We start from the raw sequence: 15,863 nt of genomic DNA, 5'->3' as shown, positions 1-15,863 counted from the left end.
CCCGCAGACCTCGGATCTTTGCTTGCGACGCCAGCGTAAACGTGATTAATTACCGATGTCAAGAAACTCGATGGAGGAGTTCGAATGCTCAACGGAGAGGGCGCCGTCCAGACGTTGCCGGCCGCGGAAGTCGCGCCGGCCGCCGTGCACGTGCTGCGGGCGGCGGGGGTCTCGCTGGTCGTGGATCTCGCAGGCGGGATGCCGCGCGTGCTGCACTGGGGTGCCGACCTCGGCGACGTGGACGAGAGGGCGACGAAGGCGCTGCGGGCGACATCCGTCCCCGCGGTGCTCAACAACTCGCCCGACGTCCCGCGCGTCTTCTCGGTGTGGCCGACGGAGCAGGACGGCTGGGCCGGCACGCCCGCACAGGCGGGCCACCGCGGCGGCACCGCCACGACCCCTCGCCCCCGGCTCGTGGACGCGGACGTCGAGTCCGCGCACGACGGCGGCGGCAGCATCCGCCTCCGATTCGACGACGCCGTGGCCGGCACCCTTGCGCGCCTCACGTACCGCTTGGATGCCGCGGGCGTGCTGTCGGTCGACCTCTCGGTCGAGAACCCGTCCGACGCGGCATCGGCCTATCTCGTCGACGGGCTGCGGGCCCTGGTGCCCCTTCCGGACCGCGCGGCTGAGCTGCTCGACTTCACCGGCAAGTGGTGCCGCGAGCGCGCGCCGCAGCGGCTGCCCTTCTCGTTCGGCACGCACGCGCGCCGTGCACGGCGCGGGAAGCCCGGGCACGACGCGCCCTTCCTCCTCGTCGCGGGCACGCCGGCCTTCGGCTTCGCGCACGGCGAGCTGTGGGGCGTGCATCTGGCGTGGAGCGGAGACGGCGAATACCTCGCCGAGCGACTGCCCGAGGGCGCCGGCGCACAGTCGCGCGTCATCGGCGCGGGCGAGCTGCTGCGCTCGGGGGAGGTGGTGCTGCAGCCCGGTGAGCGCTACGACGCTCCGACCGTCCTGTTCACGTGGTCGGACCGCGGCCTCGACGGGCTCTCCGCCCGCTTCCACCGGCGGCTCCGCGCCCGCCGCGGTCACCCCAGGGCGCTGCGCCCGCTCGTGCTCAACACGTGGGAGGCCGTGTACTTCGATCACGACCTCGAGCGTCTCGTCGAGATCGCCGACCGCGCCGCCGAGGTCGGCGTCGAACGCATCGTGCTCGACGACGGGTGGTTCCGCGGGCGCCGGGACGCCAGCGCGGGACTCGGCGACTGGCTCGTCGACGAGCGTGTCTGGCCCGATGGACTGGGGCCGTTCGTCGCCGCCGTGCGCGACCGCGGCATGCAGTTCGGTCTCTGGTTCGAGCCCGAGATGATCAGCCCCGACTCCGACCTCGCCCGCGACCACCCCGACTGGGTGCTGGCGCCCGGCCAGGGCGCCGGAGCCACCGCCCGCAACCAGCACGTGCTCGACATCGCCAACCCGGACGCGTACGCCCTGGTCCTCGAGCGCATCAGCGCGCTCGTCGCCGAGTACGACATCGACTACCTCAAATGGGATCACAACCGCGACCTCGTCGAGCCGGTCGCGCTCCGCGACGGCGGCGACCGGCCCCTCGTGCACGATCAGACGCTCGCGCTGTACCGCCTCCTCGACGAACTGCGCGCGCGCCATCCGCGACTGGAGATCGAGACGTGCTCCGGAGGAGGCGGCCGTGTCGACCTCGGCATCCTGGAGCGCACCGACCGCGTGTGGGCCTCGGACTGCAACGACCCCGTCGAGCGCGCGCGCATCGAACGCTGGACGCGCCTGCTCGTGCCGCCCGAGCTCATCGGCTCGCACCTGGGCGCCCACCGCTCGCACACCACGTCGCGAGAGACCGACCTGTCGTTCCGGCTCGCCGTCGCCCTCACCGCCCACGCCGGCATCGAGACCGACCTCACCGCCTCGAGCCCCGACGACCTGCGCACCATCACCGCGTGGGCGGCGCTGTACCGCGAGCTGCGCGAGTTGATCCACACCGGCGACGTCGTCAACGCCGACCTCGCCGACGACGCGGCGATGCTCACGGGCATCGTCGCGCCGGGCGGGGAGCGCGCGCTGTTCACCTGGACCCGCCTGGCGACCTCTCCCGACGGGCAGAGCGGCCGCGTGCGCTTCCCCGGGCTCGACCCCCGCGCGCACTACCGCCTGCGGGTGCGGGCGGAGCTCGGCGCGACCAGCCGGCACGAGGTGTCGGACCCGGACTGGATGCGTCTCGCCGTCGACGGCGGCATCGAGCTTCCCGGCGCAGTCCTCGCCGTGGCCGGCGTGCCGCTGCCGACCCTCAACCCGCAGCAGGCGCTGCTGTTCGACGTCGAGAGGCTCGCGTGAGCAGCTGATCGGGCGTCCGCATCTTCTGGGAACCGCGCGTGAGAGGCCACTGGGGCCAGGGCACGGGCGCGGGTTCACCGTCGAACCCACCGCAGAGAGGAAACCATGAACACCAGAAACCGCCACGCCCACGGGCGACGGTGGCTCGCGGCGCTGGCTGTCGCCGCCGTCGGCGCGTCGACCCTCGGAATCGGGGCGGCCGCGGCCGCCGCTGCGCCCCGGGCCGAGGCATCCGATCCCCGTCCGGCCGTCGCCCCCGCCGCGACGGCCCCCGACGACGACCTCGGCGCGCGCCCCTACATGGGGTGGAGCAGCTACAGCATGCAGGTCTACGCGGGCAACGGATCGACCTGGATCACCGCCGACCAGATCATCGCCCAGTCCGACGCCATGCACGAGAAGCTGCAGTCCGCCGGCTACGAGTACATCAACATCGACGCCGCCTGGAACGACGGCGTCGACGAGTACGGCCGGCCCACACCGAGTGCGAAGCTCTACCCGAACGGCCTGCAGGCCGTGATCGACCACATCCACGGCAACGGCCAGAAGGTCGGGCTCTATGCGATCCCCGGCATCTCGCCGCAGGTGTACGAGGCCGACCTGCCCATCTACGGCGCTCCCGACTGCTCGACCGGCGACATCGTGAAGCAGCCCATCCAGCAGGCCGACTACTGGGGCATCGGGTACCGGATCGACTTCTCGAATCCCTGCGCGCAGAAGTACGTCGACTCCATCGCCGACATGTTCGGCGAGTGGGGCATCGACTTCCTCAAGTTCGACAGCGTCACGCCCGGGTCGGGCATCGGCGACCTGTCGCTCGACGCCCGCGACGACGTCGCGGCCTGGTCGCAGGCGCTCGAGCGCAACGGCATCTGGTTCGAGCTGTCGTGGGCGCTCGACATCCGCTACGCCGACTACTGGGCCCAGTACGCGCAGGGCTGGCGCGTCGAATGGGATGTCGAGTGCTACTGCGAGAGGACGGCGCTCACGACGTGGGACAACATCGCGCGCCTGTTCCCTCGTGCGGCCGACTGGTGGCGCTACGCCGGCCCCGACCGCGGGTGGAACGACTTCGACTCGCTCAACGTGGGCAACGGCAAGATGGACGGACTCACCCGCGACGAGCGGCGTACGGCCGCCACGCTGTGGGCGGTGGCGGCGGCGCCGATGTACGTCGGCAACGACATGACCCAGCTCGACGACTACGGGATCGAGCTGCTCACGAACCCCGAGGTGATCGCGGTGAACCAGGCGGGCCGCCCCGCGCACCCGGTCTCGACCGCCTCTCCGCAGCAGACGTGGTACGCGGCGAACCCCGACGGCTCGGTGACCGTCGCGGTGTTCAACCTGGGCAGAACGGATGCCGACCTGACGGTGTCGCTCCCCGACATCGGGCTGACCGGCTCGGCGAAGGTGCGAGACCTCTGGGCACGGAAGAACATCGGCACCGCGGAGGGTTCGTTCGTCGCCTCGGACGTGCCGATCCACGGCGCGAGGCTTTTCACCTTCACCCCGGCCAAGGGCACGACGGTGGAGCTGAACGACGACGACGCGCAGCTCACGTATGAGGGCGCCTGGTCGCGCAACGGCGGCGAAGAGGCCGTCGCGGCGTCGCAGTCGCTGACCGTCTCGGTGTTCGACTCGTCGCAGGGCGGTTCGGCTCCGGAGGCGGGCTCGTCGCGGGTGATCGCGGTCAACGACACCGATCCGTCGATCGCCTACAGCGGCAACTGGAGCCACAGCGGCGGGCGCGGGCTCGGGGACCATCAGGACGATGTCCACTACGCCGAGGCCGACAGCAGCGCGTTCCAGTACTCCTTCGTCGGCACCGGCATCGACTGGGTCACCGAGACCCACGAGTCGCAGGGAGACGCCGAGGTGTACATCGACGGCGTGCTCGCCGGCACCGTGAGCACCTACCTCGACCCGTCCCAGGGGCGCGGCGTGCAGCAGGCCGTGTTCAGCAAGCGCGACCTGCCGAACGGCAGCCACACGATCCGGGTCGTGAAGAAGTCGGGCCAGTTCATGCTGCTCGACCGGCTCGACGTCGTGCAGGAGAGCCTGATCGACGTGGATCACGTGGCGTTCGACCGGGCGGCCCCCGAGGCCGCGACGGTGCACCTGCTGCGCGACGCGGGCGAACTGACCGGGATCCACCGCGACGGCACGGCGCTGAAGAGCGGCGCCGACTACACGGTCGACGGGGATGCTGTCGTCTTCGGCTCCACGTTCCTCTCGGCCCTGCCCGACGGTGACACGGCGCTGGAGTTCCGCTTCCGCGGCGACCTCCGCGACGACGTGCACTGGACACGGGATGACGGCGCAGCGGTGTCGATGACCTTCTCAGGCACGTCCGTCTCGGTGAAGGGGCCGATCGCGCCGGATCAGGGAGAGGTCGAGGTGTACCTCGACGGCAAGCTCGTCGATACGGTCGATCTGCGGGGCGACGCCCGCCTCACGCAGCAGAAGCTGTTCGCGAAGGACGGTCTCAAGAAGGGCCGGCACACGCTGCGCCTGGTGAAGGCGTCGGGCGACGTCATGCGCGTCGACGCGCTGTCGTACGTCACCGGCTGATGCGAGCGGCCCGGGTGGCGGGGCGTGCCGCCTCGCCGCCCGGGCTCAGACCGTCTCGCGCGCCTGGCGCAGCCAGCGCTCGATGCCCGAGATGTGCACCTGGGCGATCGAGGTGGCGAGCTCCATGTCGTGGTCGGCGATAGCGTCGAGGATCGCGCGATGCTCGGCGAGCGTGCGTTCGACGGCGCCCGCCTGCGTGAGCCCGCGCCACACGCGGGCCCGCACCGTCTGGCTGGTGAGGCTCTCGAGCAGGCTCGCCAGGTAGTCGTTGCCGGCGAGCCGCGCGATCGCGCTGTGAAAGCGCACGTCGTGCTCGACCAGGGATTCGATGTCGGTGTCGGGGGCGACGGCGCTGATCTCGGCATCCAGATCCGCCACGTCGTCGTCGTCGGCGCGCTGGGCCGCCAGGCCCGTCGCGTGGGACTCGAGCACGCGGCGCACGGCGAAGATCTCGAGCAGGGAGTCGTCGTCGTGGAGGTCGACGACGAACGAGATCGCCTCGAGCAGCAGCTTCGGCTCGAGGCTCGTGACGTAGGTGCCGTCGCCGCGGCGCACGTCGAGCACGCGGATGACCTCGAGCGCCTTGACGGCCTCGCGCATCGAGTTGCGTGACAGGCCCAGGCGCTCGGCGAGGTCCTTCTCGGGAGGCAGGCGCGACCCCGGCGCCAGCTCGCCGCGCACGATCATGTCCTTGATCTTCTCGATCGCTTCGTCGGTGACGGCCACGCGCCCATCATAGACATCGGATGTCAGGGAACACGGATGCTGTGACCACCGCGCGTCGGCGGCATGATGGTGACATGCGAGTCGTGGACGGGCACCTCCATCTCTGGGACCCCGAGGTCCTGACGTACGAGTGGCTCGAAGGACCTCTGCTCCGATCTTTCGGGCCTGACGAGCTCGATGTCGCCCTGCAGGACGCCCCCGACGCCGACTGCGGCTTCGTGTTCGTGCAGGCGGAGTGCGAGCCCGGGCAGGCGGTCGCCGAGGTCGACTGGGTCGCGTCGCTCACCTCTCACGTCCCGGTGCGGGGCATCGTCGCACGCGCGCCGCTCGAGGACCCCGCCGCGACCGAGGAGCACCTCGCGGCCTATGCGGAGCGGCCGCTCGTCGTCGGGGTGCGCCGGCTGCTGCAGTCCGAGCCCGAGGGCTTCTGCCTGCGCCCGGGCTTCCTGCGCGCGGCGGAGGCGGTGGCTGTCGCCGGGCTCTCGTTCGACGCCTGCGTGCGGTGGGAGCAGCTGCCGGACGTCGTCGCGCTCGCGGACGCGCTGCCCGACCTCGCCATCGTGCTGGACCACCTGGGCAAGCCCGAGGTGGGGTCACCGGACGACGCCGACCCCGCCGACGGCACGCCCTGGGCGGAGTCGCTGCGCGACCTCGCCCGGCGACCGAACGTGGTGTGCAAGCTCTCGGGCCTGCCCGCGGAGTCGCCCGGCGAGTGGACCGATGCTCAGATGCGGCCGTTCCTCGACGTGGCGCTCGACGCCTTCGGTCCCGACCGCCTGCTGTTCGGCAGCGACTGGCCGGTATCGGGGCCGTACGGGCGCTGGCTCGACACGGTGTCGTCGTGGCTGGAGGACCGCGTCGGCGAGCACCGCCGGAAGGCGGTGCTCGCCGAGAACGCCGAGCGTGTCTACGGCCTGGGGTAGCGGCATCCGTCCCCGCCGGAAGCGTGGGGGGCCGCGCGCGCCCTCCCGCGTGCTCGTTCGACAGGTCAACCGGGGTCTTACAGGAGACTCGGCGGGGAATCGTCCTGCAGAACCCCGGTTGACCTGTGGGACGGATGCCGCGGCCGGGGGCGCGATCTACCGCCTGGCGCGATGAGTCAGGAGCCGGCCGGACGGAGGCGGAGCGGCGACATCCCGCCGTCCACCTCGATGTAGGTGCCGGTCGTCGAGCCCGACGACGGGCTCACGAGGTAGAGCACCGCCCCGGCCACCTCGGCGGCCGACACCAGGCGGCCGTGGGGCTGCCGGGCCTCGAGGGCGGCGCGCTCGGCCGCGGGGTCGGGCGCGCTCGCGAGCAGGCGGCCGATCCACGGGGTGTCGGCGGTGCCCGGGTTGACCGCGTTCACGCGGATGCCTTCGCGGAGGTGGTCGGCGGCCATCGCGCGGGTGAGCGAGAGCACGGCGCCCTTCGAGGCGCTGTACAGCGCCCGCTGCGGCAGGCCCGCGGTCGCTGCGATCGACGACGTGTTGCAGATCGCCGCGGACGGCGACTTCCGCAGCCACGGCAGCGCCGCCGCCGTGACGCGCGCGATGCCCGTGACGTTGATGGAGAACACGCGCGCCCACTCGGCGTCGTCGTTCGCCGCGATGTCGCCCTGCGCGCCGATCCCCGCGTTGTTCACGAGGATGTCGATGCGGCCGAACCGCTCGCCGACCCCGGCGATCGCCCGGTCGACGGCGGCGCGGTCCGACACGTCTGCGGCGAACGCCGTGAACCGCGGGTCGGCCCCGGACGGATCGAGGTCGAGCACCGCGACCTCCGCGCCCTCGCCGGCGAGGGCGGTCGCGATCGCGGCGCCGATGCCCGATGCGCCGCCGGTGACGACGGCGACGAGGCCGTCCAGCTGCCGGCCGCTCATCGCGCGGCCTCCCATGCCACGAACTCCTGGCGCTGCGCGCCGAGGCCGTCGATCTCGATGTCGACGACGTCGCCGGCCTTCAGGTACGGGAACCTGCCGCCGAACGCCACGCCCTGCGGCGTGCCGGTGAGGATCAGGTCGCCGGGTTCGAGGGTGACGAACTGCGAGAGGTGGTGCACGATGGCGCGCACGTCGAAGATCATGTCGCTCGTGTTCGAGTCCTGGCGGGGTTCGCCGTTGACGAAGCTCCTCAGGCCGAGGTTCTGCACGTCGACCTCGTCGGCCGTGACCAGCCACGGGCCCGTCGGATTGAAGCCGTGGGCGATCTTGCCCTTCGACCACTGCCCGCCCGAGATCTCCATCTGGAAGCTGCGCTCCGACACGTCGTTGGCGACCACGTAGCCGGCGATGTGGGCGTCGGCCTCGTCGGGGCTGTCGAGGTACGCGGTGCGGCTGCCGATCACGACTCCGAGCTCGACCTCCCAGTCGGTCTTCTCGCTGCCGCGGGGGATCGTCACGGCGTCGTTCGGTCCGACGACGGTGTTCGGGGTCTTGAGGAAGATGATCGGCACGGTCGGCGGCTCCGCACCTGACTCGCGCGCGTGCGCAGCATAGTTCTGGCCGATGCAGATGACGGCGCTCGGACGGGCGATCGGGGCCCCGATGCGCAGTCCGGCGGCTCCCTCGAGCTCCGGGAGAAGTCCTGCGGCGATCGCGGCGGAGGTGCGGCCGACGGGATCGTCCGCGAGGAATCGACCGTCGACATCGGATGTGAGCGGGCGCAGATCGAGGTGACGACCGCCGTCGATGACGACGGGGATCTCGCTGCCGGACTCGCCGAGGCGCGCGAACTTCATGGTTCTCCTGAATTTCTCGGTGCGGGGCGGCGTCGGTGCCGTCGCTGCCCGCGGGCGTGATTGACAGTATAGACATCCGATGTTTACACTTCGAGCGGTTCGATTCCCCGAACCGCGAACCGCTGGAGAACGCCCCGTGAGCCGCATCGTCGCCTTCGAGACGACAGACATCCGATTCCCCACGTCGCTGAGCCTCGACGGCTCCGACGCGATGAACCCCGACCCCGACTACTCCGCCGCCTATCTGCGTATCGTGACGGATGCCGCGGACCATGTCTCAGGACACGCCTTCGTGTTCACGATCGGGCGGGGCAACGATGTTCAGGTCGCCGCGCTCGACGCCCTCGCGGCACACCTCGTGGGTCGCGAGCTCGAGCCGCTCCTCGATGACATGGGCGCGACCAACCGCGAGCTCATCGGCGACTCGCAGCTGCGCTGGCTCGGCCCCGAGAAGGGCGTCATGCACATGGCGATCGGCGCGGTCGTCAACGCGCTGTGGGACATCAAGGCCAAGCGCGCCGGACTCCCGCTGTGGCAGCTGCTGTCGCGCATGAGCCCCGAGGAGCTCGTCGCGCTCGTCGACTTCCGCTACCTCTCGAACGCGCTCACCCCCGAGGACGCGCTGCGGATCCTCCGCGACGCCGAGCCCGGCCGGGCCGAGCGCGAGAGCGAGCTGCTCGCCACCGGCTACCCGGCGTACACGACGAGCCCCGGCTGGCTGGGCTACTCAGACGAGAAGCTCGCGCGCCTGTGCCGCGAGGCGATCGCCGACGGCTTCGGGCAGATCAAGCTCAAGGTCGGCGCCGACCTCGATGACGACATCCGCCGACTCCGCGTCGCGCGCGCGGTGTGCGGCGAAGGATTCCCGATCGCGATCGACGCCAACCAGCGCTGGGAGGTGTCGGAGGCGATCGAGTGGGTCAACGCGCTCGCCGAGTTCGACCCCGCGTGGATCGAGGAGCCCACCAGCCCGGACGACGTGCTCGGTCACGCCGAGATCGCGCGCGGCATCGCGCCGGTGCGCGTGGCGACGGGCGAGCATGCGCAGAACCGCGTGATCTTCAAGCAGCTGCTGCAGGCCGGCGCGATCTCGGTCATGCAGATCGACGCGGCCCGCGTCGGCGGCGTCAACGAGAACATCGCGAACCTGCTGCTGGCGGCGAAGTTCGGCGTGCCGGTGTGCCCGCACGCGGGCGGCGTCGGCCTCTGCGAGGCCGTCCAGCACCTCTCGATGTTCGACTTCGTGGCCGTGACCGGCACCCGCGAAGGCCGCATGATCGAGTACGTCGATCACCTGCACGAGCACTTCGTCGTACCGACTGAGGTGCGCGGCGGCGTGTACGTGGCGCCGACCGCGCCCGGCACAGGCATGGAGATGAAGTCGGCCAGCCGCGCCGAGTACGAGTTCGGGACGACGCATGCCGCGGCCTGAACTCCCCGCGCTGACGCGACTCGGGTACGGCGCGGCGAACATCGGCAACCTCTTCCGCGAACTCAGCGACGAGCAGGCCTGGGCCATCCTCGATGCGGCGTGGGAGAGCGGCATCCGCTACTACGACACCGCTCCCCACTACGGGCTGGGGCTGTCGGAGCGACGCCTGGGCGCGTTCCTGCGGACCAAGCCGCGCGACGAGTTCGTGATCTCGACGAAGGCCGGGCGTCTGCTCCGACCCAACCCCGATGACGACGGCGGGCTCGATCTCGCCGCCGACTTCCACGTGCCGACGACGCTGCGGCGCGAATGGGATTTCTCCGAGGTGGGCATCCGGGCGAGCCTCGAGGAGTCCCTCGAGCGGCTCGGCCTCGACCGCATCGACGTGCTGTACCTGCACGATCCCGAGCGCCACGATCTCGACCTCGCGCTGCGCGAGGCGTTCCCCGCGCTCGAGCAGCTGCGCACAGAGGGATCGGTCGACGGGATCGGCATCGGGTCGATGGTCAGCGAGGCGCTCGCCGCCGCCGTCGAGAGCGCCGACCTCGACCTCATCATGATCGCCGGCCGCTACACGCTGCTCGAGCAGCCGGCCGCCGACGCCGTACTGCCCGCCTGTCATGCGCGCGAGACCGGGGTGGTGGCGGCATCCGTCTTCAACTCCGGCCTGCTCGCCAAGGACGAGCCGGAGAGATCCGACCGGTACGAGTACGGACGGATGCCGGAGCCGCTGTGGGAGCGGCTGCAGGCGATCCTGGCCGTGTGCCGCGCACACGCCGTTCCGCTTCCCGCTGCGGCGGTGCAGTTCGCACTGCGCGACACCGCGGCGCGCTCGGTCGTCGTGGGCGGCAGCCGCCCCGAGCAACTGCGCCGCAACGCCGAGCTGATGGCGATCGACATCCCCGCCGCGCTGTGGGACGATCTGGCCGCCGACGGCCTCATCCGCTGACGAAGGGATCCTCATGCTCGAGGGCATCAACCCGCTGCTGACCGGGGAGCTGCTGCTCCATCTGGACCGCATGGGCCACTCCGACGCGGTCGTGATCGCCGACGCGCACTTCCCCGCGTGGGCCATCGGCGCACGCGTCATCGATCTGCCGGGAACGACGACGCCCGAGGTGCTGGCGGCGGTGCGCAGCGTTGTGCCGCTGGACGACGCGCCCGCATTGGATCTCATGGCGTCGGCCGACGGCGAGGTGCTCGACGTGCAGCGTGAGCTCGCCGCCGCAGCGGGAGTCGACGACCCGCGCTACGTCGACCGGTTCGAGTACTACGAGCTCGCGAAGACCGCGTACGTGATCGTGCGCACCGGAGAGACCCGCACGTACGGCAACGCCCTCCTGCGAAAGGGCGTCGTCGGCTACCCGGCCGCCTGAGCGGGTCTCTCGGCGCCTCAGCCGTTGAGACCGAAGAGGTCCAGCGGGTGCGTGAGGCGCCACCACGGCGACGGGTCCGTGATCTCGGCCGCGAGCTTCAGGTCGACGGTGGTGGCGTCGAGCGGTCCGGTGACGCTGAGCGAGCCGACGACATCGCCGGCATCGCGGCTGTCGCCGAGGTGGTAGGTGGTCGCGACGGTGCCGCTGCCGCCGTTCCACAGGATCACCGAGGCGTCTGCGGACGTGACGATGTCGACCTTGTCGCCCCACAGCGTCTCGACCTGGCCCGCCACGGTGCTCGCCGTCACCGAGGGCTTGGGCTGCAGCTCAGCCTCCATCTGCGCGTAGAGCGCACGGGATGCGGCGAGGCGTGCCTCGTCATCTGGCTGACCCAGCACCGACGCGTAGAGGCGCACTGTCCTGTCGCCGATCGTGACGTCCTTGGCAGAGAGCAGGTTCCACGCGTCGAGGGTGCCGGTCTTGACCCCGACGACGCCCGGATCGGCGAGGAGGCCGTTCGTGTTCTCGACATGCCCGGCGCCGGGGAGGTCGACCGACTGCTTCGCGACGATCTCCGCGATGACAGGATGCGCGAGCGCCTTCTGGGCGAGCGTCACGAGGGCCTCGGGGCTCGCGGCGTTGCGCGCGTCCATTCCGGTGGGTTCGCGGACCGTGATCCCGGGAACGCCGTGGGCCGTCAGCCACGCGTTGGCGGCCGAGGCGTAGACGGCGTCGGAGGGCCAGATCCCCTGGGCCAGCCGGTCGGCGTAGTTGTTCGCCGAGCCGATGAGCATGCCCTCGAGCATCTGGTACTCGCTGAGCGAGCCGCCGACCGGGACGTCGAGCGCCGACTCGCCGCCTGCGCGGTACTGCCAGTAGCGCGAGCGGTCGGCGGACGTGAAGCGGTACTCCGGTCCTTGCTCGCCCACGGCGAGCGGCATCTCCTCGAGCACGACGAGTGCGGTGACGACCTTGGTGATGCTGGCGATCGCGTCGGGGTCGGCCGTGGAGGCGAGCGTTCCCGGGATGCCGGCGACGGCCTCGGCCGCGCTGCCCTGAGCAGGCCACGCCGGCGCGGCGGCGGGCGCCGCGATCGGCTGCACCTCCATCGCGGTCACGGTGGGGGCGACGGCGTGCAGCGGCCACAGCATGGTCGTCGCCGCATAGGCGCCGACGACGGCGGCGATCGCGAGCGTGGGAACCACGACGGCGGCGCGGAACGGGGAGCGGCGCGGGGCATCGGAGAGGAGGTCGGCCTCGACCGCCACGTACGGGGTCGCGGCCGCGGTCAGGTCGGCGGGGGCTGCGCCGTGCTCGACGAGGGATTCGTCGACCCAGGCGAGTGCGGTGTGCCCGCCGGTGACCGCGGTGACGGTCGGGGTGCCGAGGCCGGTCGGGAGCGCGAAGTCGGACGGCTCGACAGGCTCCGCGGCGTTCCACGTCGCGACCGACGGCACCTCGGCGACGGGCACCGTGGCGATCGTCGGAGCGGCGGCGGTCACGTCCACCGCGGCGGTGGTCGACGGCGGGTAGACAGCATCCGTCTCACCCGTCTGGATCGTGAGGATGCCGCCGTCGGGCACGTCTTCGGAACCTGCAACCGGGACGGCACCGGTCTGCGCGCGCCGCGCGCGACGCGTGGGTGCAGGGGTGTCGTCCGATGTCACCCCCCCAAAATACCTGCTGAGCCGGCGGTATACTCGTCGCCATAACCACGGGAGTCCGGTGAGCCGGGCTGAGAGGAAGCGATCCACGCTTCGACCGTCGAACCTGATCCGGATCATGCCGGCGCAGGGAGGAGCTCATATGCACGCGTCCACGTCCGCATCCACCCCCGTTGCGGCTCACTCGAAGGCCCCCCGGAGCCTCCGCTGGCGGGTGGTCGACATCGTCGTCGCCGCGGTGCTCGGCGTCGCGATCGGCCTGGTGTTCTGGGCCTGGAACACCATCGGCGGCACCTGGTTCGTCGCCATGGACGGACTCACCCCGGGCCTCGGCGGGATCGCCGTCGGCATCTGGCTCATCGGCGGCGTCATCGGCGGCCTGGTCATCCGCAAGCCGGGTGCCGCGCTGCTCGTCGAGGTGATCGCCGCGCTCGTGTCGATGCTGATCGGCAACGTGTGGGGCGTGTCGACCCTCTTCTCGGGCATCGTGCAGGGCCTCGGCGCCGAGCTCGTGTTCGCGATCTTCCTCTACCGCCGCTTCACGCTGCCCGTCGCGATGCTCGCCGGCGTCGGCGCCGCGGTAGGCGCCTGGGTGTTCGAGCTGTTCTACGGCAGCTCGCCCAACATCCTGAAGACCGTCGAGTTCAACGTCATCTACCTGGTGTCGCTGGCGGTCTCGGGCGCGCTGCTCGCGGGCCTCGTCGGCTGGCTCGCGGTGCGCGGGCTCGCCGCGACCGGTGCTCTCAACCGCTTCGCCGTCGGACGCGAAGCGCGCCGCGAGGTCTGACGTGACGGCGACCCGCCCCGCCCGCATCACCGCGGCGGGCTGGGGGTGGCGCTACGGCGGACGCCGGGCGGCTGCCGTCCACGACGTCTCGTTCACGATCGAGCCCGGGGAGCGCGTGCTCCTGCTCGGCGCATCGGGCGCGGGCAAGTCGACGCTCCTCGCCGGAATGGCGGGTCTGCTCGGCGGTGCCGACGAGGGAGACGAGACCGGCACCCTCCTCATCGACGGTGGACGTGCCGAGGCTCACCGCGGTCGCGTCGGGCTCGTGCTCCAGGACCCTGACGCCGGCGTCGTGCTGTCGAGGGTGGGAGACGATGTGGCGTTCGGCTGCGAGAACCTCGGTGTCCCGGCCGCGCAGATCCCCGCTCGGGTCGCAGAAGCCCTCGACGCCGTCGGGCTCGACGTGCCTCTCACCCGGCCGACCAAGGCACTGTCCGGGGGACAGAAGCAGCGACTCGCCCTCGCCGGCGTGCTGGCGATGCGGCCAGGGGTGCTCCTGCTCGACGAGCCCACCGCCAACCTCGACCCGCACGGCGTCCGTGAGGTGCGCGACGCCGTCGAGCGCGCAGTGCAGGAGAGCGGCGCGACGCTCGTCGTCATCGAGCACCGCACCGCGGTGTGGGCGGACCTCATGGATCGCGTCATCGTGGTCGGCGCCGACGGTGGGCTCCTCGCCGACGGGACGCCCGCCGAGGTGTTCGCGCGCCACGGTGCCACGCTCGCCGCCGCGGGGGTGTGGATCCCGGGCCACTCGGTCGATCTGCCCGTACTCGCTTCCGCCCGGGCCGATGCATCGGCGGCGGTGGCGGCATCCGCTCTCTCGATCTCCCGCGACGGCCGCACGATCGTGCGCTCGGGGCTCGACCTCGCCGTTGTTCGCGCTGCCGCGACCGTGATCACGGGTCCGAACGGCGCCGGAAAGTCCACGCTCGCCCTGACGCTCGCCGGGCTGCTGCCTGAGGCGGCGGGTCGCGTCGAAACCGCGCCGGAGCTCGCGGGGCGGTCCGGCCGGCGCCCGTCGAAGTGGACCTCGCGCGAGCTGCTCACGCGCATCGGCACGGTGTTCCAGGAGCCCGAGCACCAGTTCCTCGCCTCCACCGTGCGCGACGAGCTCGCCATCGGGCCGCGCTCGCGCGGCGTCGATCCGGCCACCGTCGGCCAGATCGTCGACGAGCTGCTCGAGCGGCTGCACCTCGCGCCGCTCGCCGCCGCGAACCCGTTCACACTCTCGGGCGGTCAGAAGCGCCGGCTCTCGGTCGCGACCGTGCTCGCCGACGCGCCCCCGGTGATCATGCTCGATGAACCGACCTTCGGGCAGGACCGCCGCGGCTGGATCGAGCTCGTGCAGCTGCTCCAGTCCGAGATCGCCGCCGGCACGACCGTCGTCGCCGTCACCCACGACGAGGATGTGCTGCGTCACCTCGGCGGCCACCGCATCGAGCTGGGGGAGCCGGTGCGCGCGGGGGTGGGATCGTGACCGCCGTCGACGCCCGCACCCCGGAGGTCGAGGCAGCCCCCCGCGCCTGGCTCGACGGCGTGAATCCGGTCACCAAGATCGTGCTCGCGCTGCTGCTGTCGGTGCCGCTGTTCGCGTCCATCGACGCCACGAGCGCCCTCGTCGCGATCGTGCTCCAGCTCGCCTGCATCCCGCTGACCGGCCTCGCGATCGTGACGGTGCTGAAACGGATGCTGCCCGTCCTCGTGTTCGCGCCGGTCGCCGGCGTCAGCATGCTGCTGTACGCGGAACCCGGTGGCACCGTCTACTGGTCGTTCTGGTACGCGACGATCAGCGACGACTCGATCGCCCTGGCGATCGCGGTGTGCCTTCGCGTGCTCGCCCTGGCACTGCCGACGATCCTCCTGTTCGGCCGCACCGACCCGACCGAGCTCGCCGACGCGCTCGCCCAGGTCGCGAGGCTGCCCTCGCGATTCGTGCTCGGCGTGTTGGCCGGCACCCGCACGCTGGGGCTCTTCCTCGACGACTGGCGCAGCATGGGCCTCGCCCGCCGGGCGCGGGGCGTCGGCGACAGCGGCGCCGTCCGCCGGTTCTTCTCGATGGCGTTCGTGCTCCTCGTGTTCGCGGTGCGCCGCGGAACCAAGCTGGCGATGGCGATGGAGGCGCGCGGGTTCGGCTCGGGCATCCCGCGCACGTGGGCACGGCCGTCGGGCCTGCATCCCCGTGACGCTGTGGCGCTGCTGGGCGGCACCGTGATCATGGCACTCGCGATCGGCGCCGCGGTCGCGGCGGGCACGTTCCGGTTCGTCTGGTCCTGAAC

13 protein-coding genes and 1 riboswitch are annotated in these 15,863 nt (G+C 71.6%); of the genes, 9 read left to right on the top strand and 4 right to left on the bottom strand.

Going from position 1 to position 15,863, the window contains the following annotated elements; all coding sequences use genetic code 11:
* Nucleotides 1–84 precede the first annotated feature (84 nt).
* A complete protein-coding gene (locus J2Y46_RS02405; protein ID WP_310239967.1) occupies nt 85–2,310 on the top strand; it encodes an alpha-galactosidase in 2,226 nt (741 codons plus the stop codon).
* Between the two features lie 105 nt (nt 2,311–2,415).
* Nucleotides 2,416–4,884, top strand: a complete 2,469-nt coding sequence (locus J2Y46_RS02400; RefSeq protein ID WP_310239965.1) for a X2-like carbohydrate binding domain-containing protein — start codon at nt 2,416–2,418, stop codon at nt 4,882–4,884.
* Between the two features lie 45 nt (nt 4,885–4,929).
* On the opposite strand, the gene J2Y46_RS02395 is transcribed toward J2Y46_RS02400, so the two are convergent.
* Nucleotides 4,930–5,610 carry an FCD domain-containing protein gene (locus tag J2Y46_RS02395; protein ID WP_310239963.1) on the bottom strand — a complete coding sequence of 227 codons (681 nt, stop codon included), beginning with the start codon at nt 5,608–5,610 and terminating at the stop codon, nt 4,930–4,932.
* 74 nt (nt 5,611–5,684) lie between these two features.
* Between J2Y46_RS02395 and J2Y46_RS02390 the strand changes: the two genes are divergently transcribed.
* Complete coding sequence (locus J2Y46_RS02390) at nt 5,685–6,533, top strand: amidohydrolase family protein (protein ID WP_310239962.1); 849 nt, start codon at nt 5,685–5,687, stop codon at nt 6,531–6,533.
* Nucleotides 6,534–6,709: 176 nt separating this feature from the next.
* Here the strand turns inward: J2Y46_RS02390 and J2Y46_RS02385 are convergent, their stop codons facing one another.
* Both J2Y46_RS02385 and J2Y46_RS02380 read right to left on the bottom strand, forming a co-directional pair.
* Entirely contained in the window at nt 6,710–7,471 is a 762-nt protein-coding gene (locus tag J2Y46_RS02385; protein ID WP_310239961.1) for an SDR family oxidoreductase, read from the bottom strand.
* Nucleotides 7,468–8,328, bottom strand: a complete 861-nt coding sequence (locus J2Y46_RS02380; protein WP_310239960.1) for a fumarylacetoacetate hydrolase family protein — start codon at nt 8,326–8,328, stop codon at nt 7,468–7,470. The genes J2Y46_RS02385 and J2Y46_RS02380 overlap by 4 nt, the downstream gene beginning before the upstream one ends.
* A gap of 136 nt (nt 8,329–8,464) precedes the next feature.
* Between J2Y46_RS02380 and J2Y46_RS02375 the strand changes: the two genes are divergently transcribed.
* Genes J2Y46_RS02375 through J2Y46_RS02365 form a run of 3 tightly spaced genes read left to right on the top strand, consistent with a single transcriptional unit; the run spans nt 8,465 to nt 11,136 of the window.
* Nucleotides 8,465–9,760, top strand: coding sequence for an enolase C-terminal domain-like protein (locus J2Y46_RS02375; protein WP_310239958.1), 1,296 nt, complete (start codon nt 8,465–8,467; stop codon nt 9,758–9,760).
* Nucleotides 9,747–10,709: an aldo/keto reductase gene (locus J2Y46_RS02370; RefSeq protein ID WP_310239956.1), complete on the top strand. Its 963-nt coding sequence runs from the start codon at nt 9,747–9,749 to the stop codon at nt 10,707–10,709. Before J2Y46_RS02375 ends, J2Y46_RS02370 begins: the two co-directional genes overlap by 14 nt.
* A 13-nt stretch (nt 10,710–10,722) precedes the next feature.
* Nucleotides 10,723–11,136, top strand: coding sequence for an RbsD/FucU family protein (locus tag J2Y46_RS02365; RefSeq protein ID WP_045298453.1), 414 nt, complete (start codon nt 10,723–10,725; stop codon nt 11,134–11,136).
* Nucleotides 11,137–11,153: 17 nt separating this feature from the next.
* Here the strand turns inward: J2Y46_RS02365 and J2Y46_RS02360 are convergent, their stop codons facing one another.
* Entirely contained in the window at nt 11,154–12,803 is a 1,650-nt protein-coding gene (locus tag J2Y46_RS02360) for a D-alanyl-D-alanine carboxypeptidase (RefSeq protein ID WP_310239953.1), read from the bottom strand.
* Between the two features lie 37 nt (nt 12,804–12,840).
* Nucleotides 12,841–12,950, top strand: a riboswitch (TPP riboswitch).
* On the opposite strand from J2Y46_RS02360, the gene J2Y46_RS02355 reads away from it, so the two are divergent.
* From J2Y46_RS02355 to J2Y46_RS02345, 3 genes are all read left to right on the top strand, one after another.
* The gene (locus J2Y46_RS02355) at nt 12,943–13,587 is read left to right on the top strand and encodes an ECF transporter S component (protein WP_045298448.1); all 645 of its coding nucleotides are present in this window, start codon (nt 12,943–12,945) and stop codon (nt 13,585–13,587) included. It overlaps the preceding riboswitch by 8 nt.
* A 1-nt stretch (nt 13,588) precedes the next feature.
* Entirely contained in the window at nt 13,589–15,064 is a 1,476-nt protein-coding gene (locus tag J2Y46_RS02350; RefSeq protein WP_157005499.1) for an ABC transporter ATP-binding protein, read from the top strand.
* Nucleotides 15,061–15,861: an energy-coupling factor transporter transmembrane protein EcfT gene (locus J2Y46_RS02345; protein ID WP_084695542.1), complete on the top strand. Its 801-nt coding sequence runs from the start codon at nt 15,061–15,063 to the stop codon at nt 15,859–15,861. Before J2Y46_RS02350 ends, J2Y46_RS02345 begins: the two co-directional genes overlap by 4 nt.
* Nucleotides 15,862–15,863: the final 2 nt, after the last annotated feature.

It is taken from the genome of Microbacterium sp. BE35, assembly GCF_031457705.1.
Lineage (GTDB): Bacteria > Actinomycetota > Actinomycetes > Actinomycetales > Microbacteriaceae > Microbacterium > Microbacterium trichothecenolyticum.
This window is presented reverse-complemented; position numbering and strand designations above follow the sequence as displayed.

Coding starts and splice junctions, on each gene's coding strand:
- J2Y46_RS02405 (WP_310239967.1), top strand. CDS start 85: ATGCTCAACGGAGAGGGCGCCGTCCAGACGTTGCCGGCCGCGGAAGTC.
- J2Y46_RS02400 (WP_310239965.1), top strand. CDS start 2,416: ATGAACACCAGAAACCGCCACGCCCACGGGCGACGGTGGCTCGCGGCG.
- J2Y46_RS02390 (WP_310239962.1), top strand. CDS start 5,685: ATGCGAGTCGTGGACGGGCACCTCCATCTCTGGGACCCCGAGGTCCTG.
- J2Y46_RS02385 (WP_310239961.1), bottom strand. CDS start 7,471: ATGAGCGGCCGGCAGCTGGACGGCCTCGTCGCCGTCGTCACCGGCGGC.
- J2Y46_RS02380 (WP_310239960.1), bottom strand. CDS start 8,328: ATGAAGTTCGCGCGCCTCGGCGAGTCCGGCAGCGAGATCCCCGTCGTC.
- J2Y46_RS02370 (WP_310239956.1), top strand. CDS start 9,747: ATGCCGCGGCCTGAACTCCCCGCGCTGACGCGACTCGGGTACGGCGCG.
- J2Y46_RS02365 (WP_045298453.1), top strand. CDS start 10,723: ATGCTCGAGGGCATCAACCCGCTGCTGACCGGGGAGCTGCTGCTCCAT.
- J2Y46_RS02355 (WP_045298448.1), top strand. CDS start 12,943: ATGCACGCGTCCACGTCCGCATCCACCCCCGTTGCGGCTCACTCGAAG.